Source organism: Roseimicrobium gellanilyticum (assembly GCF_003315205.1).
Taxonomy (GTDB): domain Bacteria; phylum Verrucomicrobiota; class Verrucomicrobiia; order Verrucomicrobiales; family Verrucomicrobiaceae; genus Roseimicrobium; species Roseimicrobium gellanilyticum.
Genome location: NZ_QNRR01000006.1, coordinates 43,578 through 66,818 on the forward strand (window position 1 = coordinate 43,578; position 23,241 = coordinate 66,818).

Below are 23,241 nucleotides of genomic sequence, written 5' to 3' on the forward strand. Positions count from 1 at the left end.
ATGACGCCACGCCGCCTGGGTATACTTCTGTGTTTGTATGCGGTCATCAGCGCCGTGTGCCGTTGGTTCTCGTTCCGGGTGCCCATATTGAAGGTGCCTTTTCTGAGCGTCACCTGGGTGGGATGGGCACTGCTTGTCGCCATCTTCGCCACCGGCATCTGGCTGATCTCCCGCGGCAGGAAGAAGTGGCAGTTCAGCCCACTCACCGTGAAACAGTTCAAGCGTTTCCGCTCAGTGAAGCGTGGTTACGTCTCGTTCCTGATCCTCATGCTCCTCGCAGGCGTGGCCGCGCTGGATAATCTGATCGTAGGGAATCGCGCACTGGTCGTTTCTTATCAGGGCAGCCTCCACTTCCCCTTCGTGCGTGATGTGATTCCGGGCACCACTTTCGGACAATCCTACGACTCCGAAACGAACTACCGGGAACTGAAGGAGCTTTTCCGCAAGGAAGGAAAAGGCAATTGGGTGGTCATGCCACCCGTACCGTACGCACCCATGCTCGACTCGCCCCAGGTGGTGGAAGAGCTGACCGAAAAGGACGGCAAGGTATACTCGCCAACCACAGGCGGCTTGTTCAATGGCCGGGCCTACTCGTCATTCACGGAGAAGCCAGCTCAAAAGCGGCAGGAGTGGGTGTTCCGCAAAGGCCTTCGTCATGGTGAGATGCTCGGCTGGAATCTGCAGGGAGAGCAGGTGGAAAAGGCTCGCTTCGAGACTGGCAAACAGATCGAGTACACGGACTACTCCGACGGCAAGGCCGCAGCGCTCTCCTCCGCTGGGACCCCCACGCTGCAGACGGTCATCTACCCGCCCTCCGCTCCGTCTCTTCTGCACAACCACTGGCTCGGGACCAACACCGCCGGCGGAGACGTCTTCGCCATCTTGTTCGGTGGATGGCAGCAGGTGGTCATTGCCTCTGTTCTGTTCCTCGTCGCCGTATTCGGCATCGGCGTGCTTTTCGGCGGCACCATGGGTTACTTCGGCGGCTGGTACGATCTCTTCGGACAGCGCATCATTGAAATCTGGTCGAGCCTGCCCTTCCTGTTCGTGGTGGTGATCGTGAGCTCCTTGATCACGCCCTCCCTCGTCGTCCTCGTCGCGGTGATTGCCGCTTTCAGTTGGATGGGCACCACCGCCTACGTCCGCACCGCTGCCTTCAGGGAGAAGGCTCGTGATTACGTCTCCGCCGCACGCCTCACAGGAGCCTCCACCGGTCGCGTGGTCTTCAAGCACATCCTGCCAAACAGCATCGCCATCCTCGTGACACTGGCGCCATTTGAAGTGTCCGCTGTCATCTACTCACTGGCCGCCCTGGACTTCCTCGGATTCGGACTCCCTCCTGAAGAACCCAGCTGGGGCCGTCTTCTGCGCGAGGGCACGGAGAATTTCAACTACCCCTGGATCGTGAGCTCGGCGTTCTTCGCCCTGGTGATCGTACTGCTGTTGGTGACGTTTGTCGGGGAGGCCATTCGCGAAGCCTTCGATCCCAAAAAGTTCACCACCTACGAGTGATGCTCCGCCTCCATTCCAGATTTCTGCAGCTTCTGCTGCTCACCATGGTGGGCAGCGCCACGTGCGCTCGGGCGGACGACCGCTTCCCTCCCTATGACAACACCGAGGAAGTGAAAGCCTTCTGGAAGTCGAAGCCCGACTTCTTCCAGTGGAAGACCCCTGCCGATCTTCCACCCAATCTCAAATGGGTGAACAATGCCGACCTGCCCGAGTTCGGCGATCCGGAGGCACGAAAAGGCGGCACCCTGCACCTGGACGTGTCTTCGTACCCGCCCACGTTTCGCATCATCGGGCCTGATGCGAACAACTCCTTCCGTTCGGAGCATCACGACAACGTCTACGCGTGGATCGTCACGCGCCATCCCAATGAGGACGCATGGGTGCCCGGCATGGCAGACGAGTGGGCCATCTCTGAGGACAAAAAGACCATCTACTTCAAGCTGGATCCCAAGGTGACTTTCTCGGATGGCACCCCCATCGAGGTAGAGGACTTCTTCATGACGTTCTACATCATGCTGAGTCCGTACATCAAGGACCCGTGGTACAACGACTACTTCTCCCGCGAATTCTCCGCCATCACGAAATACGACGACCGCACCTTCTCCTTCACCATCCCGAGCCCCAAGCCGGATCCCATGTGGTACGTGGGCGACTTCCAGCCCATGTCGCGGAAGTTCTACATCGAGTTCGGTCCGGACTTTCCCGCCCGCTACCAGTGGAGGAAGGCGCCCAGCACCGGCGCATATGACATCGGACCAGACGGCATCAATCAGAGCCGCAGCGTCACACTCCACCGTGTGAAGGACTGGTGGGCGAAGGACAAGAAGAACTTCCGCTACCGGTTCAACCCTGACTTCATCGAGTTCAAGGTCATCGCGAACATGGACAAGGGGTATGAAATGTTCCGCCAAGGCAAGCTCGACTTCTTCTACTCCAGCACCCCGCGCTACTGGTACGACAAGTCCGAGATCCCGGAGATCTACAACGGCTACATCGAGCGCCACGTCTTCTACAACGAGTTCCCCCGTGTCTCGCGCGGCATCTACCTGAACCAGCGCATGCCCCTGCTGGACAACCAGGACATCCGGCTCGGCATCAATTACGCACTGAACTTCAAGCAGGTCATCGACGTGGACCTCCGCGGGGATGCCGTACGCATGCAGAGCACCTTCGCCGGCTTCGGGAAGTACACGAGCCCGGAGCTTCGTGCGAGACCCTTCGACGTGGGCAAGGCACAGGAGCATTTCACCAAAGCCGGATTCTCCAAACGTGGCCCTGATGGTGTGCTGGTGAATGGTGAAGGGAAGAGACTCTCCCTCACCCTCACCTGCCCAAACTCTGGCCCCTTTGTCCCCATCGCCCTGCGCCTCAAGGAAAATGCCCTGAAGGCTGGTCTGGAACTCAAGGTGGAAGGGCTCGACATGGTCCAGCTCTTCAAGAAAATGGACCAGAAGAATCACGAGATGGCCTTTGCCGGCTGGGCTGCGCAACCTCCCTACCCCCGCTTCTGGGAATACTACCACAGCGACAATGCCTGGAAGGTGCAGCCTGACGGCACGAAGAAGATCGTGCCGGACACCAACAATGTGACCATGACCGCGGACCCCGCGCTGGATCCCTTGATCATGCAGCAGCGCGAAGCACAGACTGAGGAAGAAGTGCAGCGCATCTCCTGGCACTTGGAAAAACTGATCGAGGACCGCGCCTGTGCCATTCCCGCATGGGAGTCCCCCTTCTACCGCTACTCATGCTGGCGCTGGCTGCGTTTCCCCAAGGATGGCAACGTGAAAGCCAGCCAGATGCCGCTCGACTCCTTTGTCTTCTGGATTGACGAAGGCATGAAGGAGGAAACCAAAAAGGCCATGCGTGAAGGTCACAGCTATGGCGAGATCATGCGCACCTTTGACAAGTATCGGAAGAACTGACCATGGCACACGAGGACCCAATACTTACGGTCAGGGATCTGGTCACCGCATTCGACACGGATGCAGGGCGAGTGACAGCCGTGGACGGTATCCGCTTTGAAGTGCCCCGCGGCAAGACGCTCGGCATCGTGGGAGAATCCGGCTGCGGCAAGAGCGTGACCGCATTTTCCATCACGAGATTGCTGCCACAGCCCCATGGCAAAATCCTTGACGGAGACATCTTCTACGAAGGGCGGGACCTCCCCAAGCTGCCTCTGGAAGAAATGCGAAAACTGCGCGGCAAGGAGATCAGCATGATCTTCCAGGAGCCCATGACCGCGCTGAACCCGGTGCAGACCGTGGGGCGGCAACTGGCGGAATCCATTCTGCTGCACACGGAATGCAGCAAGCGCGAAGTGCTGGAACGTTCGCTGGAGCTGATGAAGAAGGTCCGCATCCCTTCGCCGGACGTGCGCCTTGGTGAATATCCCCACCAGCTCAGCGGCGGCATGCGTCAGCGCGTGATGATCGCCATGGCCCTGATTCATAAACCGAAGCTGCTCATCGCAGACGAGCCCACCACGGCGCTGGACGTGACGGTGCAGGCGCAGATCCTGGAGCTCATCTCAGACCTCCAGAAGGAGATGGGCATGAGCGTGGTGCTCATCACGCATGACATGGGAGTCATCGCAGAGGTGTGTGATGAAGTGGTTGTGATGTACGCAGGCCGCATCGTGGAGCGCGCCCCAGTGCACGAGCTCTTTGCCAATCCACGCCACGCCTACACGCGCGGACTGCTGGCATCGATTCCGCGCCTGGATGACGTACCAAAAACCAAGCTCCGCGCCATCCCGGGAAGCGTCCCTGCCATCAACACACTGAAACCCGGTTGCCGCTTTGCGGAGCGCTCCGGCAAGGAACACACCCCCGAACAACTCACCGTGCGTCCCTCCTACACCGAGCTCTCCCCCGGGCACTGGGTGGAGCATTGTCCCGTCTGCGTCTCATGAGCTCGCTGAACCTCGAAAAAAGTCTGCTCAAGATTGAAAACCTCCGGATGCATTTCCCGGTGCGTGGCGGCATACTCCGGAGTGCCGTCGCTCAATGCAAGGCCGTGGACGGAGTCAGTCTTGAAGTAGGCAAGGGCGAGACGCTCGGCCTCGTGGGTGAAAGCGGTTGTGGCAAGACTACCTTGGGGAAGGCCATCGTGCGCCTGCTCCATCCCACCGAGGGGAGCATCGTCTTTGACGGTCAGGATATCACCCGCTCCAGCATGCGCGAGCTGCGCCCCGTGCGGCGGAACATGCAGATGATCTTCCAGGATCCCGCGGAGTCCCTCAACCCGCGTCATACGGTTCGCGATATTCTTGAGGAGCCCTTCATCGTGCAGAAACTCGGCACACGTGACGAACGCCGCGAGTGGGTCATCGGTCTTCTGGAAAAAGTAGGCCTGCAGGCCGCGCACGCCGATCGTTTCCCCTTCGAGTTCTCCGGCGGCCAACGCCAGCGCATCGGCATCGCCCGCGCCATCGCATTGAAGCCGAAACTGGTCGTTTGTGATGAACCCGTCTCGGCTCTCGATGTGAGCGTGCAGAGCCAGGTGCTGAACCTGATGCTCGACCTCCAGCGCGATCTTGGACTCAGCTACCTGTTCATCGCCCACGGCCTCAGCGTGGTGAAACACATGAGTGATCGCGTGGCCGTGATGTATCTCGGCAAGGTGGTGGAGCTCGCCTCCGCCGAAACACTCTACCACAATCCGCGCCACGCCTACACCAAGGCCCTCCTCGATGCCATTCCCGAGCCGGATCCCGCCAAGCGCCACCCGCGCCGCCTGCTGAGTGGAGATGTCCCCTCGCCCATCAATCCGCCCGAAGGTTGCGCCTTCGGCCATCGCATGAAGCATCCACGCTGGAAGGAAAGCGTGGGCATGAAATTGAAACTGGAAGAAATCCAGTCCGGCCACTGGGTGCAGAAATGCCCCTGCTGCGTGGAGTAAGGAGCCACATCACGCCATGAACACGCCACGCACCTCCGCATTCCACCGTTGGGCGCAGGTGTTCTCACTCTGCTCAGTGTTTGTAGCTCTCGCCCCTGCCGGTGAAGCCGCAACCTATCACGTCTCCACCAAGGGTGCAGATACCGCCGGCGGCTCCAAGGCCGAACCCTGGCGCACCATTCAACACGCGGCCGATTCTCTTCAACCAGGTGATACCGCCCTCATCGCCGCCGGCACCTACCTCGAAAAGGTGACCATCAGCAAAGGCGGCACTGCCGAGCACGGGCCCATTGCCCTGCAGGCGGAGGGCGCTGTCATCGTCAGCGGCAAAGGCATCAAGGGACAAAACATCTTCCACATCAAAGATGCCAGCCATGTGCGGTTGATTGGCTTCGAGATTCGCGACAACCTCAAGGTGGATGACGGTTCCGGCATTCGCGTCGAGGGCGCGTGCTCCCAGATCGAAATCAAGAACTGCCGCATCCATGAGATCCGCGGAAAAGATGCCATGGGCATTACGGTGTATGGCACGAATCCCACCACCGCCATCTCCCAGCTGTTGATTCAAGGCTGCGAAGTCTATGGCTGCGACCCTGCCGAAAGCGAAGCGTTGACTTTGAATGGCAACATCGATGGCTTTCAGATTCTGAACAATGTGGTGCGTGATGTGAACAACATCGGCATCTGCATGATCGGCGGAGAAGATTGGATCAACAGCGATCGCACCAAGGTCACTCGCAATGGTCTGTGCAAGGGCAACAAGGTATCTCGTATCCGTGCCAGTTATGGCGATGGCTATGCGGCAGGCATCTACGTCGATGGCGGCAGCGACATCATCGTGGAAGAGAATGACATCACGGAATGCAATCTCGGAATCGAAGTCGGCGCAGAGAACAAGGGCACGATCGCGCGACGCATCGTGGTGCGCAACAATCGCGTTTGGAAAAACCAAAAGACAGGCATTGTCTTCGGCGGGTATGAAGGAAAAGCCGGGCGCGTGGAAGACTGTCTCATCGAAGGGAATGTCTGTTATCACAACGACACCCATGATGATCGCAACGGCGAGCTATGGATCCAGTGGGCCAGCCACAACGTGGTGAAGGGAAATGTCTTCTGGGCCGGTGAAGAGGCCATGCTTCTCCAATGCATTGCAGAGGCCAGGGACAACACCCTGAACGGCAACATCTGGTATACCGAAGCGGGCGCTGACGAGGCGAACTTCACCTGGCTCGGCCGCGAGCTTACTGGCTTTGAGGCCTATAGGCGTTTTTCCAAGCAGGACAGCAGTTCAAAGTTTCAGAAACCAAAGGTGAAATCCCTTAGTTCAAACTAGTGCTTTTTGCACGCCGTTAACTGCATCCGCATCACCCATAAGAGTCGAATTGCCTGCGTGAATTACGCTTGTGCATGAGCAGCTTGGCACGGGCCTTTTGATCCTTGCATCCATTGCGCAAACCGACCTATGCTGACCTGAATTCCATCATAAATACATACCCATGAACCGACGCCATTTCATCGCAGCCAGTGGGGCCGCTGCAGCGGGAACAGTCTTCGCTGCGGACAAGGAAAAGGGGAAAGAAGAAGCCCACATCATCCCCAACGGAGTGCCTCTCACCCAGGAACCCCTCGCATTTGAGTACGCCGCCCTCGAGCCGCACATCGATGCGAAGACCATGGAGATTCACTACAGCAAGCATCACGTCGCCTACATCACCAACCTGACCAAGGCGCTGGACGAAGCGAAGCTGAAAGTAGCCAACGCTGTCTCTCTCATCCAGGACATTCCAAGCCTGCCCACCTCACTTCAGACCGTGGTGCGCAACAACGGCGGCGGTCACGTGAATCACACGCTCTTCTGGCGCTGGATGCGCCCCGAGGGCAAGGGACCCAAAGAGCCCACGGGCAAATTTGCAGAAGCAATCCAGAGCACCTTCGGCGGATTGGATGGATTGAAGAAGGCGATGAACGAAGCCGCGATGAAGCGTTTCGGCTCCGGCTGGGCCTGGCTGGTTTACAACAGCGACAAGAAGCTGGTGGTCACCTCCACGGCCAATCAGGACAATCCCATGATGAAGGGCATCGTTCCCGACGCAGAGTGTGGCCGCCCTCTCTTCGGTGTGGATGTATGGGAGCACGCCTACTACCTGAAGTACCAGAACAAGCGTCAGGACTATCTCACTGCGTGGTGGAGCGTCGTGAACTGGGAGCGCGCTGAGCGCAACTATGCTCTTGTGACTTCATGAGTCGCGAAAACCTCGCGCGTGGTCTCAGCAAGCGGGAAGTGGAAGGCCTCCGTCAGGAGGCCTGGATCGGTGATGCCGTGCTGGAGCTGTACGTACGGGAACGCATCCTCAAGGAAGAAGCGGCGCGCAATGATGCGCGCCGCATCAGTCTGGTGAGAAACTCCTTCCTCAACAGCATCGGCCAGCCCACCCGGGTGGAAGCAGAAATCGGCCGCTTGTATCTTCAAAAAGGACTCGCCGCCGCCTTCCAATGGATTGAGACCCAGACTACGGCCATCCAGGCCAGGCAGAAACCTGCCAGGCGGTGAGACCTCCATCCGCCTAGGACCCACCACCCGCTGCCTGATACAGCCGCTTGAGCTCTGCCTGATCTTCGGCCGAGAATTTATCCACAGGCACTTGGAACTCCTGGCCGTCCTCACGACGGAAATGTGCCGTGGCGCCCGTGGCGTCGGTGAAGCGAAGCAGCGCAGCCTTCATCGGTCTCCCGTCGGCACTCTTCCACTCGCGCACCTCCGTGGGAAGCGGTGCGGCAGCAGGCGCCGGAGTGGGTGCTGATGCCACCGCTGCCGGAGAAGGTGAAGCCATGGGCGGCGCAACCGCGGGAGCAGCAGACGGAGTCGTCGCTGCCGTGCCTGGGGCCGAAGCTGACGGAGGTGATTCTACCTTGGGACTGGTTGACGCCTCCTCACTGGCCGCCGGGGACTTGGGTTTCTCCTCTGCCGCGACAGCACCGGAGTTCTTCGCGTCCTGCTGTGGGGCGAAGAATGCGAATACGGCTTCCTTGTCCATGCCATCATGGCGCTTCTCGATTCCCTTTTCTGGATTATCAGAAGCTCCCACCGCAGTGCCGGTGATGAATTCCTCATACAGCAAGGTGCCCCTCACTCCCACGGCGAGCTGCTTGGGCAGTTTTGGCAATTCCGCGAGCACAGTGTTCGCCGTGTGCCATGCCGCCGTGCAAATGAACTTCTTGGCCTCGCTGTCGAACTTCCTCAAGTCAGGCACCTGTACCAGAAAGACACAGTCCCCTTCCCGGAGATGGCAGTAGGTCAGGAACTCGCCATTGGTGAGCGAGAATGACGACCGCTTCTTCTGCTGCTCTACGCCGGCGTCGCGATAGTCCTTGAGCTTGGCAGAGAATTTTCCAGCCAGTTCCTTCGCCGCAGGCGTGTTCCCATGGGCGGCGCCATTGCGATTGGAAGTCAGGAGAAGATTCGCGTTGTCGAATTCCTTCTTGCCCGGCCCCGCAGTCGCTTCCCGGTCTGGTACTTTGACGAAGGGAAGAAGGACGGATACCGCGAGGGCCAGCAGCACGCTCACAATCACCCAATACTTGGCGGGTATGAAGAAGAGCGTGTGACGGTGGAATGTCTGGAGATACTGCTCTCCCGTGCTGGGATTCACCACGGTCTGCTGCACAGGCTTGCCCAGCGTGATCGCATACAGCCAGACGCATATGGCCGAAGTCCAGAACCCGAGGATGATGGGCAGTGTTGGACTCTTGATGCCGACAAGGGCGGTGACAACACTCAGTACCAGCCAACCGCCGAGAAGGCCGATGCCTGCCGCGACCGGGATAAGAATTCCGTGACCTTTCCAGATAAGCATACGCCGCCGTTTCTCCCCAAAATTTGGTCCAAAGGCAAGCAAAACCGGTGCAGGAGGAATTTTGCGCTGCTGCGGGCATCCACCGGGCGAACGATGAAACATGGCACACTCTTCCTTCGTGAAGGATGAGTCATGTGCGCCCGCATCCTCCTCATCGTCTTCGCCTTTGCGCTCTCACCGCTGTTCACCACGCGCGTTGCAGCAGCCCCTCCCAACATCATCTACATCCTCGCAGATGACCTTGGCCGCGGCGACTTGGGCTGTTACGGCCAGAAGACATTGACCACACCGAACATTGATCGGCTGGCATCCGAGGGGATCAAATTCACCCGCCATTACGCCGGCAGCACCGTATGTGCGCCTTCGCGCTGCGTGCTCATGACCGGCCTGCACACCGGCCACTGCCGCGTGCGGGGCAATGGACCCGGTTTCATTCCGGACACGGATGTCACCGTACCCAAGGTCCTGCAACAGGCAGGCTATCACACGGCGTGCATCGGCAAATTTGGCCTGGGCAAACCACTTCCGCTCGATGACCCCAAGGCGAAGGGCTTCGATTACTTCTTCGGCTATGTGGGCACCAGCCATGCTCACAATTTCTACACGGAGGCGCTGATGCGGAATGGTCAGCTCGTCCCGCTACAGAACAAAACCATCCCCGACAGCGGAAAGAACGCCGCCGACTACAAGGACAGCCAGCTCGTTGGCACCGGAGTCGCCACTCCAGATGGCAGGAAGGAATGGGCACCCCAGCTCTTCTCCGACGATGTGCAGCGCTACCTCGATGAACGCGCCAAAGAGAAAGAAAAACCCTTCTTCCTCTTCTATGCGCTCAACATTCCCCACACCAACAATGAAGCGGGAAAAAACTCACCTCTCGGCCATGGCATGGAAGGACCAGGCTATGGTGAATTCGCCGGCAAGGACTGGCCTGACGCGGAAAAGGGCTTTGCCCAGTTCATCCGGTTTCTCGACAATGAGGTCGGCGCAATCCTTGCCAAGCTCAAGGCACAGGGACTGGATGAGAACACCGTCGTCATGTTCTCCAGTGACAATGGCCCCCATCAGGAAGGCGGCCACAAGTCGGACTTCTTCAACAGCAATGGTGACTTCAGGGGCATCAAGCGCGATCTCACGGATGGCGGTATTCGTGTTCCTCTCCTGGTGCGCTGGCCCGGAAAGGTGAAAGCCGGAGGCGTAAGCGAGCACGTAAGCGGATTCCAGGACCTGCTGCCGACCGTCGCGGAACTCAGCGGTGCCAATGTAGAAGCACCAACGGACGGCATCTCCTTCGCCCCCACGTTGCTCGGCAAGAATGACGCGCAGAAGCAACATGCGTTTCTGTACTGGAACTTCGACGAGCAAGGTGGCAAGCGCGCCGTGCTGCAGTGGCCCTGGAAACTCATCCATCTCAACACCGGTGCGACCCGTCCCAATGCCGATGCTCCGGGGAAGAAGAATCAGGGGAAACCGCGCCCGCTTGAAGTGGAACTCTACAATCTGGACAGTGACGTCGGCGAAGAGACCAACCTGGCCAAAGACAACGCAGCCAAAGTTGCGGAACTTGAGAGCCTGATGCGTGGAGCCTGGCGTGAACCGGCTCCCTAGGCTCCGAATTTCGCTCAGGGCACAATCGACACCGGCGTTCCCATCGGTGTCGCGTTGTAGAATTTCCTGGCCATGTGCCCAGGCAGACGGATACACCCATGGGAGGCGGCATATCCCGGCAGGTAGCCCTCGTGCATGCCCACGCCGCCGTAGATGCGCATGAAGTAGTTCATCTTCGCCCCTTCGAATCGTGTGCCAGGAGGGCGACGATGCTTGCGGTTGTCGACGTTCTTCATCACCACCCGGCCATACATGTCCTCATAGTCCCCGTAGATGGAGGACTTGTGGTCGATGTCCTTCTCAATGATGCTGTAGCGACCCGGACGGGTATCATAACCCTCTCTACCGGAAGAAATGGGTGACGCACCGGCAAGCTCGCCGCCCTTGTAGAAATAGACCATCTGGTCGCCTAAATCGATCTTGATGGAGGGCCTCCCGCGCATCTCATCCGCCTCCCAAAACGAGCCGTCCGCCCGGAAGACACTGGCCAGTCGGGAGCGGAACTCCCGCATGTCCTGCACCTTCTGCTGGCCATAGCGGAAGGCATTCTGCCGCCAGGCATCCGCCTGCCTCCCAATGGTCCGCTGCTCCGTGACGGTGCAACTCGTTCCAAACGTGGACAGGAGGACCAGCAGGCAGAATGCAAGCAAGCGCCGGAGGCGATGGACCTGAGACTGGGGGAAGGTACTCATGGCGGCCCTATTCAGCCCGAGCGGCGGGGGCAATGCAACCCTTTTGACCGTGATTGACACCCTCTCAAGCGGCTCATCTGAAGGCGAGATTTTCGAAAGATGCCCTTCTGCCACACGTCGTTATGCAGTCCGCCGGGTACAGGGGAGGGGTTTCATATATCCTTGCCTTGGACTGGCTGATTCTATTAATCTTGAATTTCATGGCGCGTCGCACCGCCTTCCTCCATGTCTTCTACCACCATCGAATCCGCCGGTTCCTCCACCCCGTCTCGAACACTTCGCAACGCAGTCATCCGGTTTGCCGGTAACTCGCAAGATGGCATCCAGTCCATCGGCGGTTTCCTGGCCCGCCTCGCGGGGCGCACCGCCCAGGAGGTGATGACCTACATGACGATCCCCTCCACCATCAGCGGGGGACCATCCATCTTCCAGGTGCACATTGGCTCCGGCCAGGTGCTGACCTCGGGTGATGAGGCAGATGTACTGGTCGCCTTTTACCAGCACAGCTATGACGGCCACATCAGCTCCCTGCGCGATGGCGGCATCTGCTTGTACGACAGCACGCCGACCTCGATGGAGCGTGATGCGGTGGTGAACCTGAAGCACGAGCGTGGCATCAAGCACATCGGCATCCCCTTCACCTCCGCCACCGTGGAAGCCGTGGGCGGCTCCCCGCGTGACCGTGGCAAGAACATGTTCGTGATGGGCCTCATCTGCGCGGTCTTCAATCTGGACCGCGAGAAGCTCGTGGGCATCATCGCCCGCCAGTTCGGCAAGAAGGATGAGCAGGTGCTGCGCAATGCGATGCTCGCCTTCGACGCGGGCTACGCCTACCAGGTGGGCGACCTCGACAAGTTCTTCTTCGAACACGGTGAAGCCGAAGCCGGCCACCGCATCAGCACGGACGGCAACCAGATGCTGACCCTCGGCCTTCTGGCCGCCGGGGTGCGCTATGGTGCAGCCTATCCCATCACACCATGGTCCACCATCATGGAGACGCTGCGCACGGAACTGCCGAAGTATGGCGGCATCTATGTGCAGGCGGAAGATGAGCTCGCCGCCGTGAGCCTCACGATCGGCGCCGCCTTCGCGGGACACCTTGCCGTCACGGGCAGCTCTGGCCCCGGCCTCTCCCTGAAGATGGAAGCGCTCAGCTATGCGAGCATGGCGGAACTGCCGCTCATCGTGATCAACGTGCAGCGCGGCGGCCCCTCCACCGGTTTGCCCACCAGCGTGGAGCAGAGCGACCTCATGCAGGCCATCTACGGCAGCCATGGCGATTGCCCGCGCATCGTGCTCGCCCCGCAGGATGTGGAGGACTGCTTCTACATCGCGCTCGAAGCCGGGAAGCTGGCCCGCAAGTACTCCTGCCCCGTCATCATTCTCAGCGACCAGGCCCTGAGCAGCCGCATCGAGGCCTTCCATGAGCCGGATGTGGACATGCACTGGGTGGAGCCCGGACTGAATCTCACGCCCAAGGACGCTGACTTCAAACCGTACCCGCTGGAGCGCAACACGCACCACGCGGCCCCCGGCACGAAGATGCTCGGCGGCAAGTATCCCGTGGTCACCGGCCTGGAGCATGACGAGTGGGGCCACCCCAGCGGCAGCCCGAAGATGCACAGCGCCATGACCAACAAGCGCCGCCGCAAGCTGCTCGATGCCGCCGCCGAAATCCACGCGCCCAAGGTGCATGGGGATCAGGAAGGCGATGTGCTCCTTGTCGGCTGGGGCAGCACTTATGGTCCCATCCGCGAGAGCACCGACCGCCTCCGCGCGGAAGGCTACAAGGCAGGTCACCTGCACCTGCGCCACATCCACCCGCTTCCCGATGGCATCCAGCCGGTGCTGAACCACTACAAGCACATCATCGTGGTGGAGATGAATGACTACGGCGCCTACGGCTACGGTCAGCTCGCCATGCTGCTGCGCGCCCGCTTCTGCAATCCGGCCATCCGCTCGGTGTGCAAGACGGACGGCCTCGCCTTCCGCATCAAGGACATCGTCACCGGGGTGGAAAAGCACCTCGCCGGCGGGGCTTAATCTCCCGCTGTCCTGTTCTGTTACCGTCATTTCCTTTTCGCCCGCTCCACCCTTTCCTCACCTGCCATGTCTACCGAGTCCAACGTGCTCACCGCCGCTTCTGCAGACGCCGCCGCCCCAGCCCCTGCTGCTCCCGCACCCGCCGCACCGGTTGCGGATAAGCTGACGAAGAAAGCGCTCACTGCCGACCATCCCACCTGGTGCCCCGGCTGCGGCGACTTCGCCGTGCTGAACATCTTCTACCGCGTGCTGGAGAAGCTCCAGTACCCGCATGAGAACATCGTGTGCGTCGCGGGCATCGGCTGCTCCAGCCGTTTCCCGTACTTCATGAACACACACGGCATTCACTTCATCCATGGTCGCGCCCTGCCGCTGGCCACGGGCGTGAGCCTGAGCCGTCCGGATCTGCATGTGTTCGTCTTCGGTGGTGACGGCGATGGCTTCTCCATCGGCGGCAACCACCTGAACCACGCCGCGCGCAAGAACGTGAAGTTGACCTACATCATCATGGACAACTTCGTGTACGGCCTCACGAAGAAGCAGACGAGCCCCACCTCGCCCATCGGCTTCAAGTCGAAGACGGACCCGACCGGCGCCATCGACCGCCCCATCAATCCCATGCGTCAGCTTCTGGCCAGCGGCGCGACCTTCATCGCCCGCACCCATGCCGCGCAGGTGAAGCACATGGAAGCCATGTTCGAGCGCGCCATCAAGCACGACGGCTTCAGCGTCGTCGAGTGCCTGAGCGAGTGCGTGATGTTCTACGCCAGCGCCTTCGACGACTCCACTCCGCGCAAGGGTGGCGTCTTCGAAACCATCGATGAAGCGCAGCATGACGTCACCGACGAAACGGCCGCCTTTAAGATGGCCGAGAATCTCACCCCCGGAAAATTCGGCGTGTATTACCAGGTGAATCGCCCCACGAAGAATGCCCTTGAGCAGAAGTGGATCGATGACACCCAGTCCAAGATGAACGGCATGACTCCCAAAGACGTGCTGAAGAAGCGCCTGGAGACGATGCGGTAGGCGCTAGCATGTATACTATGGCGGGCGCTCCCAAAGCGCTCGCCATTTTTTATTTATGTACCGCGTCGTTTTGGACAATGTGGAGATTGGATGGACTTTGCTGGAGCAAGCAGAGCCATCCATGGGCGTTGTAGGAGGGAAGATTTTCTTTCAAGGAGAAGTCTCGCTCTACGAACTCTTTCTTGAGCACTGCCGGTCTCATAACGTGACCATCAACGACCTGGATGCCAATCTTGAATACATCGACACCCAATGCATTCCAGAATTGCGGATATACAGCCAAGACGGTAGCGAAATTGAAGGTTTAGGCTCTCACATCAACGGGATGAAAGATGGAGGATACGATGTCACCATCCTTGGGATCCCTTACCCATTCTATGACGAGGAGTTTCCCCACCACGTGGCCGAGTACCACGCGCGATTTAGAAGCACGGATTGAACAGCCTTGGGACTCCTTGACCCCGCGTCCAAGTCCCCCAAAGGTGCCTGATGCAAATCCACCCCATTGATCTCCACTTCCAAGGCCAGACCGAAATCATCGCGGCCTACTTGATTGAGACGGGCAAGGATCTCGCGCTCATCGAAACCGGACCGGGCTCCACCTTGCCCACGCTGCTGGAAGGGATCCGTACTCTCGGCTACTCTCCCGAAGCGGTGAAGCACGTCTTCGTCACCCATATCCATCTCGACCACTCGGGCGCTGCAGGCTGGTGGGCTCAGCAGGGTGCGACGGTGTATGCGCACCCCAGAGCCGTGCCACATTTGGTGGATCCGTCCAAACTTATCGAGAGTGCCCAGCGAATCTACCAAGACCGCATGCAGACCCTCTGGGGTGATATCCTCCCCGCACCCGCCGAGCGTGTCGTGACGCTGAAAGACGGAGACGCCGTGAAGCTCGGCAAGACCGTCATCACCGCCATCGACACCCCCGGTCATGCCCGGCATCACCACGCCTATGCCATCGGCGATGTGTGTTTCACCGGCGATGTCGCCGGCATGAAGCTGCCACACAGCAGCTACGTCAGCGTGACCGCCGCACCTCCGCAGTTCGACCCCGTGGCCTACGGTGACTCCCTCCAGCGCCTGCACGCGGCGAACTTTTCCAAACTGTACCTCACCCACTTCGGCGAGGTCACGGACGTGGCCGGGCATCTCTCCCGCTATGCCTCGCGTGTGGAGCAGTGCTACGAGTGCATTTCCGACCTGCTCGCCCAGGGCCTCAAAGGCGAGGCCCTCCGCGAAGCTTACGGCGCGGCCGAGCGTGCCATCGCCACCCAAGTCGGAGTCAGCGACGCCGACTGGGCCAAATACGAGGGCGCCAACAACACCGCCATGTGCGCGGATGGCATTGCACTTTTCTGTGAGAAATCCCCTCGATAGAAGCCCCTCCCTCCAGTTTGGCCGCGGAGGAACCTCTTTGCGTTTTTTGCGTTCTTTTGCGGCCATTCCTTCCGGATTACCCGGTATCCACCCCTCCCTGACCGCGAAGGGACTCGCGGACTACGTTGGCTTCGCCAGCGGTTGACTCCCAGCCCCCCCCACCCCATCTTGCCGACCCTCTGCCGGGTGCCATGAACATTCTCGACGACCTCAAATTCCGCGGCCTCATCGCTGATTACACCGGCGTGCCCGAGTCGCGCACGGATATCCTGCCCCTTCCCGAGCGTCTGGCTGCCAAGCCCATCACCCTGTACTGCGGCTTTGACCCCACGGCAGACTCCCTGCATGTGGGCCACATCGTGCCCCTGCTGGCACTGCGCCGCTTCCAGAAGGCAGGGCACCACCCCATTGCCGTGGCAGGTGGGGCGACCGGCTCCATCGGTGACCCCAGCGGGAAGTCTGCCGAGCGCTCCCTGCTGACCAAGGAACAGATCCAGGCGAACGTGGACGCGGTGCGCCCCCAGCTCGCGAAGCTGCTCGACTTCGACACGAAGGTGAACCCCGCCCGCCTCATGGACAATGCGGACTGGTTCGGCCCCATCACCTACCTCGATTTCCTGCGCGACGTGGGCAAGCATTTCACCGTCAACCAGATGGTGGCCAAGGAGAGCGTGCGCGCCCGCATGGAGGACCGCGACGTGGGCATCAGCTACACGGAGTTCAGCTACATGCTGCTCCAGTCCTACGACTACTACCACCTCGCGAAGGAGTTCAATTGCGAGCTCCAGATCGGTGGCTCCGACCAGTGGGGAAACATCACCACGGGCATCGACCTTGTGCGCAAGAAGCTCGGCCAGCATGCCTATGGCATGACCCTGCCGCTCATCACGAAGTCGGACGGCACGAAGTTCGGCAAGACCGAAGGTGGCGCCATCTGGCTCGATCCGAAGCGCACCAGCGTCTACAAGTTCTACCAGTTCTGGATCAACACAGATGACCGCGACGTGGTGAAGTACCTCAAGTTCTTCACCTTCCTGCCGCATGGTGAGATCACGGACCTGGAGAAGTCTCATGTGGACAATCCCGGCGCTCGTCGCGCGCACCAGGCACTCGCCCAGTCCATCACCACGCTGATTCACGGAGACGTCGCATGCAATGACGCCATCCGCGCGAGCGAGATCCTCTTCGGTGGAACGCTCGATGGCATCTCCGAGTCCACGCTCGATATCCTGAGCGAGGAAGTGCCGACCGCGCAGGTCACCACCGAGCAGCTCGGTGGTGAAGGCTTGTCACTGGTAGACGCCCTCGTGACTGCTGGCCTCTCCCAGAGCAAGGGGCAAGCCCGCAAGGACATCGAAGGCGGTGGTGTATATCTCAATGGCGAACGCGCCGCATCCGCCACCCAAAAGGTCACTACGGACTCTGCGCTCTACGGTCGCTATCTGCTGCTGCGCAAGGGCAAACGGAACTACGCGCTGCTCACCCTCTAGCAAGCATGAGCGTGTCCACTCCCAAGCGCATCGGATTCCTTCGTCCCGCCCGTCTTACCAACGGCTACACGGCTGCCACACGCTTTGCCGCGCATCATGCCGGTCGCATCGATGGCATGGATGCCTTCACGCCGGTGCCCTTCGCTTCGCACGCGGAGGTCATCGCGGCGCAGGCGCGCGGAGACATCGATTTCGGAGTCATCGCCATCGAGAACACCCTCGATGGCATCATCGTGGAATGCGTGAAGGATCTGGAGCGTCTGTTTGAAGGAAACCAGACCCGTCGCACCTGGGTGGTGTGGGAGGAGCTTCTTCCCATCCAGCACTTCCTGATGACACAGAGCGGCACGCTTGATGGCGTGGAGGCGATTCGCAGCCACCACAGCGCGATCCGCCAGTGCTCGAAGGTGCTACAGCGACTCAAGGACCACCTGAACATCCGCGTGGAGCAGGCGGAGAGCACCGGAGCTGCCACCGTGGAAGCGGCCAATGAACCCACCATCGGGGCCATCGCCTCCCGTGAAGCACTGGATGTGTACAGCGACCGTCTGCGTGCCGTGGATCTCGCGGTGCTGGAGCGTGATCACCAGCTCGGCCTGGAGCAGACAGAGCGTCTCTCGGACTATGCCAATGGCTTCACCCGCTTCTGGATTCTGGGCGATGAACGCCATCTCATGGAGCTGGGCACCGCCAGGCTCAACGGCACGGAGCACACGCTGAACAAGACCTGTTTTCTCTTCAACCTGCCCAACGAAACAGGCACCTTGCACGAGGCGCTGGGCATCATCCGCCGGGAGAATATCTTCCTCTCCATCATCTACCCGTTCCCCCGGGTGGAGCGCGACTTCGAGTACATGTTCTTCGTGGAGGTGGAGGGCCACATCCATGATGAAGCCGTGCGCGCCGTGCTGGAGGGCATCAATGCCACCTACCCGCAGCGCCCGGACAGCCCGCCCTCGTGTGTGTGGCTGGGTTCCTTCCCGAACACCGAGCTGCTGAAGCAGCACCCGGAGCATCAGCGCGGCTTCCGCGAACGTTATTATCCCAAGGAGATGAAGTGGGGCGACTGAACCCCATCCCACACGCTCCGCTCAAGTTAGTCATCCATGTCCTTTGTCGATACCTTCAATGCCCTGCCCGAGCAGAAATCACCCCTGCTTCGCAAGCTGATGGCATTGCTGGAGCCCAAGTCTCCGAAGCAGCTCGAAGCCATGGCCGCGGAGGCGGCGGCACTCACCCGATTGCACTTCGGCAAGACGATGCGGCTCTTCGCCCCGCTGTATCTCTCCAACGAGTGCGTGAACAACTGCGCGTACTGCGGCTTCTCGCGGGACAATCCCATCTTCCGCGTCACGCTGAACGTGGATCAGGTCATCAAGGAAGCGAAGCACCTGGAATCCCAGGGCTTCCGCCACATCCTGCTGGTCGCGGGTGAGCACCCGAAGTTCGTCTCGAATGGCTACCTGGAGGAGTGCATCCGCGCCATCAAGCCCTTCATCCCCACCGTGGGCATCGAGGTCGGTCCCATGGAGCAGCCGGAGTATGAACGCATGGTGCACGCCGGCTCCGAGGGCCTCGTGGTGTATCAGGAAACATACGACCGCACTGCCTACAATGAATACCACACTGCCGGTCCGAAGAAGGATTTCGACTGGCGTCTGGAGTGCCCCGAGCGCGGCTATCATGGAGGCTTCCGCCGCATCGGCCTCGGTGCCTTGCTGGGTCTCGCGGACTGGCGCACGGAAGCACTCGGGCTCGCCGCGCATCTGGAGTACATGCAGAACCATGGCTGGAAGGCCAGCTACACCATCGCTTTCCCACGTCTGCGTCCTGCCGCTGGAAGCTTCGAACCGAAGTTCCCGGTGGATGACGCGAAGTTCATCCAACTCCTCTGCGCCTTCCGCCTCTGCTTCCCGCAGGTGGGCATCGTGCTGAGCACGCGTGAGTCCCCCGCCCTGCGTGATGCGCTGCTGCCCATCTGCATCACCACCATGAGCGCCGGCAGCCACACCGAACCCGGCGGCTACACCGGCGAAGGCCGCGATGATCTGCACCTCACCGTGAAAGGTCGCCGTGTCGAGCTTCAGCAGAAATCTTCCTGCGATGAAGCCACAGGCCAGTTCGACATTTCGGACCATCGCACTCCGCAGGAGATTTCAGACCTCATCACCCGCCGGGGTTTTGACCCCGTGTGGAAGGATTGGGATAAGGCGATTCTGCAGGCGTGATTCCAAGTACTGATTCTTAGCCGCAAAAAACGCAAAAGGCTCAAGAAGGCGAGCGGAGGGCGCGAGTAGTGCCCTCGTGATGCTCTTTCCTTTTTGAGCCTTTTGCGTTTTTTTGCGGCTAACCTTCAGTGATGTTGTCGCTTTCGCAGACCTATCACTTCACCGTGATCTCCAGTGCGAGCTTGTTCGCGCCTTCCTTCACCTCGTAAGTGAGTTCTTCCGCAGCATCGGGCGTGAGCTTGCTCGTGCTCATCACGCCCGTGTTGTTCGCATCTGCGATATTCGTGAGGTTTGCGGTGCTGAATGTGACCTTGAGCTTGTTCTTTCCAATGACGGCGCCGTCACGCTCGGGAAGCTGGAACTTGCCATTCATGAGACGGGCTGAGGCGACAGGCGCCACTGGATCTTCCGAGGTAAAGATGACCGTGCCCCAATTGCCCGGCGTTCCGTTGATCTTCACGGTGCCTTCCACCGCCGCGCGCTTCGCGGGCTTCAGCCAGCCGTTGTTGCGCAGCCAGTCGGTGAGGTGCTGGCTCCAGGTAGTGAGCACCGGGTCACCCAGATGCAGGCCCACGCCGTGCGGCCCTCGCTGGTAGATGTGCATCTCCGCAGGCACCTTGTTCTTGCGCAGGGCGAGGTAGAACTGCACCGCGTTCTCCGCGGGCACGACCGAGTCTTCATCCGTCTGGAAGATGAAGGTCGGCGGCGTGTTGGCGGTCACATTGAGATAGTTGCTCAGTCCGCGTGCGACCTCGTCATTGTCCTTCTGATCCCCCAGCAGGTTGTTGCGGGAACCGCGATGCATGAAGTCATCCGACATGGAGATGACCGGATAGCCGAGCACGAGAAAATCCGGACGGCTGCTCACCTTGTCGATGGGATCCTTTGCATTGGCATCGCCACTGTCGAAGAGCGTGCCCACCGTGCTGGCGAGGTGTCCGCCCGCGCTGAAGCCGATGAGGCCGATGCGGTTTGCATCCAGCTTGTACTTCTCCGCATTCGCTCGTGCGAAGCGCACCGCACGCTTCGCGTCATTCATCTCAATGGGATGATGATAGCCCTGCGAACCAAGCCGGTAGAAACACACGAACGCCGTGACACCAAGCCGGTTGAAGTACTGTGCGATCTGCTTGCCCTCGTGATCCGCAGCGAGTCCGCCATAGCCTCCACCCGGCAGCACCACCACTCCAGCTCCACAGGATGGAGCCGTGGGCAGGTAGACATCCACTCGCGGTGTGTCCTCAGGACGGGTGCCCTTCGCGCCCGGCGCACCTTCCGGCCACAGGTTGATGGTTTCCGGTGCGGCATGCAGCGATCCCGCCGCGAAGGAGACGACACCGGCAGCAATGAGGAGACGATGGAGCAATGAGGGGAGCATAAGGTTGAATTGAATTGAGAAAGACAAGAGCCCACTCAGTACGAGGAGACACGAAGAACACGTGCCGAGATCACCTCATCATACGGCGACTCTGCATAGGCTCCGCGCGACGTCTCGCGCACGTATTTGAAGATCTCCCAGGCCGATGGCCCCTCACCCGCCGCCTTCTGCGCGCCCAGTCGTGTGGCTCCCGCAGCAATGCGGTACGGCGCCGCATACATGAACTTCACCTCAAGCTGATGGTACGGGTCGAGCCGGAACCGCTCCACCCCTGTGAGCGCAGAGTCATCCCCCGGTCCGTGCTCGGGCGTGATCCGGCGCATCTTGGGGAAGGCGCGATCAAGCTGGGCCCGGGTGGCGCCCTTCCCCAGCACACCCAGTGTCTGCTTGTACTGGGCCTCGCGTTGATTCAGGTCCGCATGACGTTTCGTAGAGGAGCAGGCAGTGAGTACTGCGGCAAGAATCAGGAGGACGAAGGCTCGCATGCCCGCATCTGACCAAAACGTCCCAGCACTGGCAAGCCCGCCGCGCAACTTCTTCGCTTGGCAGAAAGGCCCGGAGCGCTAGCGTCGCGCCCATGAGCACCCTCCGCCTGTCCTCGGGAATCGGACTTCTCACAGCCGCCTTGTTGTTCACCCTGACCCCGGTGCTGTACGCCGCGGATCCCACCCTCGCACTGGACCTCGGCAACGGCGTGAAGCTTGATCTCGTGCTCATCCCCTCGGGCGGCTTCATGCAAGGCTCGCCCACGAGTGAACCTGAACGCGGTGCGGACGAAGCCCAGCGCTTTGTGCACCTCTCCAAGGACTACTACATCGGCAGGACCGCGGTGACTCGCGCCCAGTGGGAGCGATTCGCTACAGAGACCGGCTACCGTACCGAAGCCGAGAGCGGACCGAGCGGCGGCTTCGGCTGGGATGGGAAGGCACTCACTCAGCGGAAGGACTTCACCTGGCGCAATCCCGGCTTCGCCCAAGACGCCACCCATCCAGTAACCATCATCACCTACCCAGATGCGGAAGCCTTCTGCAAATGGCTGTCCCAAAAGGTCGGGCGCAAAGTGACTCTGCCCACCGAAGCACAGTGGGAGTACGCGAGCCGTGCGGGCGCTACCACCGCGTGGCACAATGAAAGCGACGACCCCGCCTCTGCGGATCAAGTCGCGTGGCACAAGGGCAACGCCGGATTCACCACGCACCCCGTCACCTCCACCAAACCCAACGGCTGGGGATTGTATGTCGGCGGCAACGTGGCCGAGTGGTGCCAGGACTGGTACGCTCCCTATGAGAATGGACCCCTCAGCGATCCCATCCAAACCAATCAAAACCTCTCTGACAAACCCCGCCGTGTGCTGCGTGGTGGATCGTGGAATCGCGATGGCAAGAACACACGCAGTGCGGCACGCTTTCGCTCGGATGCCCGCAGCCGCAATGCAGACATCGGCTTCCGCATTGTAGCCGCAACCGTCGTCACGCCTCCGCCCGCTCCAGCATCGGACGCGCCTCTGTTGCCGCGTTCTCAGCCCTCCCGTTCCTCCACGCCTTCCACCTCGAGTCCGGGCACGCAGCCGGACTTCACTCCCAGTGATTCCCACACTTCGGACTCTTCCTCGCGACCTGCCACCTGGGTGGATACCTTGCTCGGGTTCGTCTGCTGCCTGGGGCTTCCCCTCCTTCTTCTGGGTGGCCTCATCTTCTTCATCATGAAAAAGGTGAGCGGCAACGCAAGAGCGACGTCAACGGCCGGAACTGCGGGCACCACAGCCAGAGCCATGGCCGATGCACTGAGCCGGCCCGGCACGATGCAAGGTACGCCCAAGCTCCGTATCGTGGATGACGGCTTCTGGATGCTTCTTGATGTCGTCCCAAGTACCACGATCGACTACGTCTTCCGACCGAGAGGTGGCATGGAGGCTCGCGGCTCCGTGAACTACCAGCCTGGACCGGAGGGCCACTTCGTGTACACGGGTGTGCGTCCGGAAAGCGTGCGGGTCGTCAGCGCAGGTGGTGTGCCTATGAGCGATGTGTTCACGTCAGGTTCTTCACCGTCATCGCTGCACTCGAATGATCGCCGCGACGATGACCATCGTCCTCCGACCTATCCTTCGGCCTACTAACGCCTCCTCAC

At 60.4% G+C, this 23,241-nt stretch carries 20 protein-coding genes; 16 read left to right on the top strand and 4 right to left on the bottom strand.

What is annotated here, in order from left to right; translation table 11 throughout:
- From DES53_RS16930 to DES53_RS16960, 7 genes are all read left to right on the top strand, one after another.
- Complete coding sequence (locus DES53_RS16930; RefSeq protein WP_113959479.1) at nt 1-1,512, top strand: ABC transporter permease subunit; 1,512 nt, start codon at nt 1-3, stop codon at nt 1,510-1,512.
- Complete coding sequence (locus DES53_RS16935) at nt 1,512-3,437, top strand: extracellular solute-binding protein (RefSeq protein ID WP_113959480.1); 1,926 nt, start codon at nt 1,512-1,514, stop codon at nt 3,435-3,437. The genes DES53_RS16930 and DES53_RS16935 overlap by 1 nt, the downstream gene beginning before the upstream one ends.
- 2 nt (nt 3,438-3,439) lie before the next feature.
- A complete protein-coding gene (locus DES53_RS16940) occupies nt 3,440-4,426 on the top strand; it encodes an ABC transporter ATP-binding protein (RefSeq protein ID WP_113959481.1) in 987 nt (328 codons plus the stop codon).
- Entirely contained in the window at nt 4,423-5,415 is a 993-nt protein-coding gene (locus DES53_RS16945; protein ID WP_113959482.1) for an ABC transporter ATP-binding protein, read from the top strand. The genes DES53_RS16940 and DES53_RS16945 overlap by 4 nt, the downstream gene beginning before the upstream one ends.
- 16 nt (nt 5,416-5,431) lie before the next feature.
- Entirely contained in the window at nt 5,432-6,748 is a 1,317-nt protein-coding gene (locus tag DES53_RS16950) for a right-handed parallel beta-helix repeat-containing protein (protein ID WP_113959483.1), read from the top strand.
- 163 nt (nt 6,749-6,911) lie between these two features.
- Complete coding sequence (locus DES53_RS16955) at nt 6,912-7,658, top strand: superoxide dismutase (protein WP_113959484.1); 747 nt, start codon at nt 6,912-6,914, stop codon at nt 7,656-7,658.
- Nucleotides 7,655-7,966 (top strand): ribonuclease III domain-containing protein, encoded by a 312-nt coding sequence (locus DES53_RS16960; protein WP_113959485.1) that lies wholly within the window; start codon nt 7,655-7,657, stop codon nt 7,964-7,966. Before DES53_RS16955 ends, DES53_RS16960 begins: the two co-directional genes overlap by 4 nt.
- Nucleotides 7,967-7,979: 13 nt before the next feature.
- Here DES53_RS16960 and DES53_RS16965 read toward each other — a convergent pair whose 3' ends face one another.
- Entirely contained in the window at nt 7,980-9,269 is a 1,290-nt protein-coding gene (locus tag DES53_RS16965) for a hypothetical protein (protein ID WP_113959486.1), read from the bottom strand.
- A gap of 132 nt (nt 9,270-9,401) precedes the next feature.
- On the opposite strand from DES53_RS16965, the gene DES53_RS16970 reads away from it, so the two are divergent.
- On the top strand, nt 9,402-10,877 hold the full coding sequence (locus tag DES53_RS16970; protein ID WP_113959487.1) for an arylsulfatase: 1,476 nt from the start codon (nt 9,402-9,404) through the stop codon (nt 10,875-10,877).
- Between the two features lie 14 nt (nt 10,878-10,891).
- On the opposite strand, the gene DES53_RS33545 is transcribed toward DES53_RS16970, so the two are convergent.
- Nucleotides 10,892-11,569, bottom strand: a complete 678-nt coding sequence (locus DES53_RS33545) for a L,D-transpeptidase family protein (protein WP_211325587.1) — start codon at nt 11,567-11,569, stop codon at nt 10,892-10,894.
- Nucleotides 11,570-11,794: 225 nt separating this feature from the next.
- On the opposite strand from DES53_RS33545, the gene DES53_RS16980 reads away from it, so the two are divergent.
- The 7 genes from DES53_RS16980 to thiH all read left to right on the top strand — a co-directional run bounded on the left by DES53_RS16980 (nt 11,795) and on the right by thiH (nt 19,736).
- Entirely contained in the window at nt 11,795-13,612 is a 1,818-nt protein-coding gene (locus DES53_RS16980; protein WP_113959488.1) for a 2-oxoacid:acceptor oxidoreductase subunit alpha, read from the top strand.
- Nucleotides 13,613-13,678: 66 nt separating this feature from the next.
- Nucleotides 13,679-14,638 carry a thiamine pyrophosphate-dependent enzyme gene (locus DES53_RS16985; protein ID WP_113959489.1) on the top strand — a complete coding sequence of 320 codons (960 nt, stop codon included), beginning with the start codon at nt 13,679-13,681 and terminating at the stop codon, nt 14,636-14,638.
- Between the two features lie 55 nt (nt 14,639-14,693).
- On the top strand, nt 14,694-15,077 hold the full coding sequence (locus tag DES53_RS16990) for a hypothetical protein (protein ID WP_113959490.1): 384 nt from the start codon (nt 14,694-14,696) through the stop codon (nt 15,075-15,077).
- 50 nt (nt 15,078-15,127) lie between these two features.
- Nucleotides 15,128-16,018: an MBL fold metallo-hydrolase gene (locus tag DES53_RS16995; RefSeq protein WP_113959491.1), complete on the top strand. Its 891-nt coding sequence runs from the start codon at nt 15,128-15,130 to the stop codon at nt 16,016-16,018.
- Between the two features lie 191 nt (nt 16,019-16,209).
- Nucleotides 16,210-17,508: a tyrosine--tRNA ligase gene (tyrS, locus tag DES53_RS17000; RefSeq protein WP_113959492.1), complete on the top strand. Its 1,299-nt coding sequence runs from the start codon at nt 16,210-16,212 to the stop codon at nt 17,506-17,508.
- A 5-nt stretch (nt 17,509-17,513) separates the two neighbouring features.
- Nucleotides 17,514-18,578, top strand: coding sequence for a prephenate dehydratase (locus DES53_RS17005; protein WP_113959493.1), 1,065 nt, complete (start codon nt 17,514-17,516; stop codon nt 18,576-18,578).
- Between the two features lie 36 nt (nt 18,579-18,614).
- Entirely contained in the window at nt 18,615-19,736 is a 1,122-nt protein-coding gene (gene thiH, locus DES53_RS17010; RefSeq protein ID WP_113959494.1) for a 2-iminoacetate synthase ThiH, read from the top strand.
- A gap of 154 nt (nt 19,737-19,890) precedes the next feature.
- Here thiH and DES53_RS17015 read toward each other — a convergent pair whose 3' ends face one another.
- On the bottom strand, nt 19,891-21,114 hold the full coding sequence (locus DES53_RS17015) for an alpha/beta hydrolase (RefSeq protein WP_113959495.1): 1,224 nt from the start codon (nt 21,112-21,114) through the stop codon (nt 19,891-19,893).
- A 35-nt stretch (nt 21,115-21,149) separates the two neighbouring features.
- Nucleotides 21,150-21,599 carry a hypothetical protein gene (locus DES53_RS17020; RefSeq protein WP_113959496.1) on the bottom strand — a complete coding sequence of 150 codons (450 nt, stop codon included), beginning with the start codon at nt 21,597-21,599 and terminating at the stop codon, nt 21,150-21,152.
- 92 nt (nt 21,600-21,691) lie between these two features.
- Here DES53_RS17020 and DES53_RS17025 point away from each other — a divergent pair, with 92 nt between their 5' ends.
- Nucleotides 21,692-23,230 (top strand): formylglycine-generating enzyme family protein, encoded by a 1,539-nt coding sequence (locus DES53_RS17025; protein WP_113959497.1) that lies wholly within the window; start codon nt 21,692-21,694, stop codon nt 23,228-23,230.
- The last annotated feature ends 11 nt before the right edge of the window (nt 23,231-23,241 follow it).

Excerpts from the sequence above, each read along its gene's own strand:
- DES53_RS16930 (WP_113959479.1), top strand. The coding sequence starts at position 1 with ATGACGCCACGCCGCCTGGGTATACTTCTGTGTTTGTATGCGGTCATC.
- DES53_RS16935 (WP_113959480.1), top strand. The coding sequence starts at position 1,512 with ATGCTCCGCCTCCATTCCAGATTTCTGCAGCTTCTGCTGCTCACCATG.
- DES53_RS16940 (WP_113959481.1), top strand. The coding sequence starts at position 3,440 with ATGGCACACGAGGACCCAATACTTACGGTCAGGGATCTGGTCACCGCA.
- DES53_RS16945 (WP_113959482.1), top strand. The coding sequence starts at position 4,423 with ATGAGCTCGCTGAACCTCGAAAAAAGTCTGCTCAAGATTGAAAACCTC.
- DES53_RS16950 (WP_113959483.1), top strand. The coding sequence starts at position 5,432 with ATGAACACGCCACGCACCTCCGCATTCCACCGTTGGGCGCAGGTGTTC.
- DES53_RS16955 (WP_113959484.1), top strand. The coding sequence starts at position 6,912 with ATGAACCGACGCCATTTCATCGCAGCCAGTGGGGCCGCTGCAGCGGGA.
- DES53_RS16960 (WP_113959485.1), top strand. The coding sequence starts at position 7,655 with ATGAGTCGCGAAAACCTCGCGCGTGGTCTCAGCAAGCGGGAAGTGGAA.
- DES53_RS16965 (WP_113959486.1), bottom strand. The coding sequence starts at position 9,269 with ATGCTTATCTGGAAAGGTCACGGAATTCTTATCCCGGTCGCGGCAGGC.
- DES53_RS16970 (WP_113959487.1), top strand. The coding sequence starts at position 9,402 with ATGTGCGCCCGCATCCTCCTCATCGTCTTCGCCTTTGCGCTCTCACCG.
- DES53_RS33545 (WP_211325587.1), bottom strand. The coding sequence starts at position 11,569 with ATGAGTACCTTCCCCCAGTCTCAGGTCCATCGCCTCCGGCGCTTGCTT.
- DES53_RS16980 (WP_113959488.1), top strand. The coding sequence starts at position 11,795 with ATGTCTTCTACCACCATCGAATCCGCCGGTTCCTCCACCCCGTCTCGA.
- DES53_RS16985 (WP_113959489.1), top strand. The coding sequence starts at position 13,679 with ATGTCTACCGAGTCCAACGTGCTCACCGCCGCTTCTGCAGACGCCGCC.
- DES53_RS16990 (WP_113959490.1), top strand. The coding sequence starts at position 14,694 with ATGTACCGCGTCGTTTTGGACAATGTGGAGATTGGATGGACTTTGCTG.
- DES53_RS16995 (WP_113959491.1), top strand. The coding sequence starts at position 15,128 with ATGCAAATCCACCCCATTGATCTCCACTTCCAAGGCCAGACCGAAATC.
- tyrS (WP_113959492.1), top strand. The coding sequence starts at position 16,210 with ATGAACATTCTCGACGACCTCAAATTCCGCGGCCTCATCGCTGATTAC.
- DES53_RS17005 (WP_113959493.1), top strand. The coding sequence starts at position 17,514 with ATGAGCGTGTCCACTCCCAAGCGCATCGGATTCCTTCGTCCCGCCCGT.
- thiH (WP_113959494.1), top strand. The coding sequence starts at position 18,615 with ATGTCCTTTGTCGATACCTTCAATGCCCTGCCCGAGCAGAAATCACCC.
- DES53_RS17015 (WP_113959495.1), bottom strand. The coding sequence starts at position 21,114 with ATGCTCCCCTCATTGCTCCATCGTCTCCTCATTGCTGCCGGTGTCGTC.
- DES53_RS17020 (WP_113959496.1), bottom strand. The coding sequence starts at position 21,599 with ATGCGAGCCTTCGTCCTCCTGATTCTTGCCGCAGTACTCACTGCCTGC.
- DES53_RS17025 (WP_113959497.1), top strand. The coding sequence starts at position 21,692 with ATGAGCACCCTCCGCCTGTCCTCGGGAATCGGACTTCTCACAGCCGCC.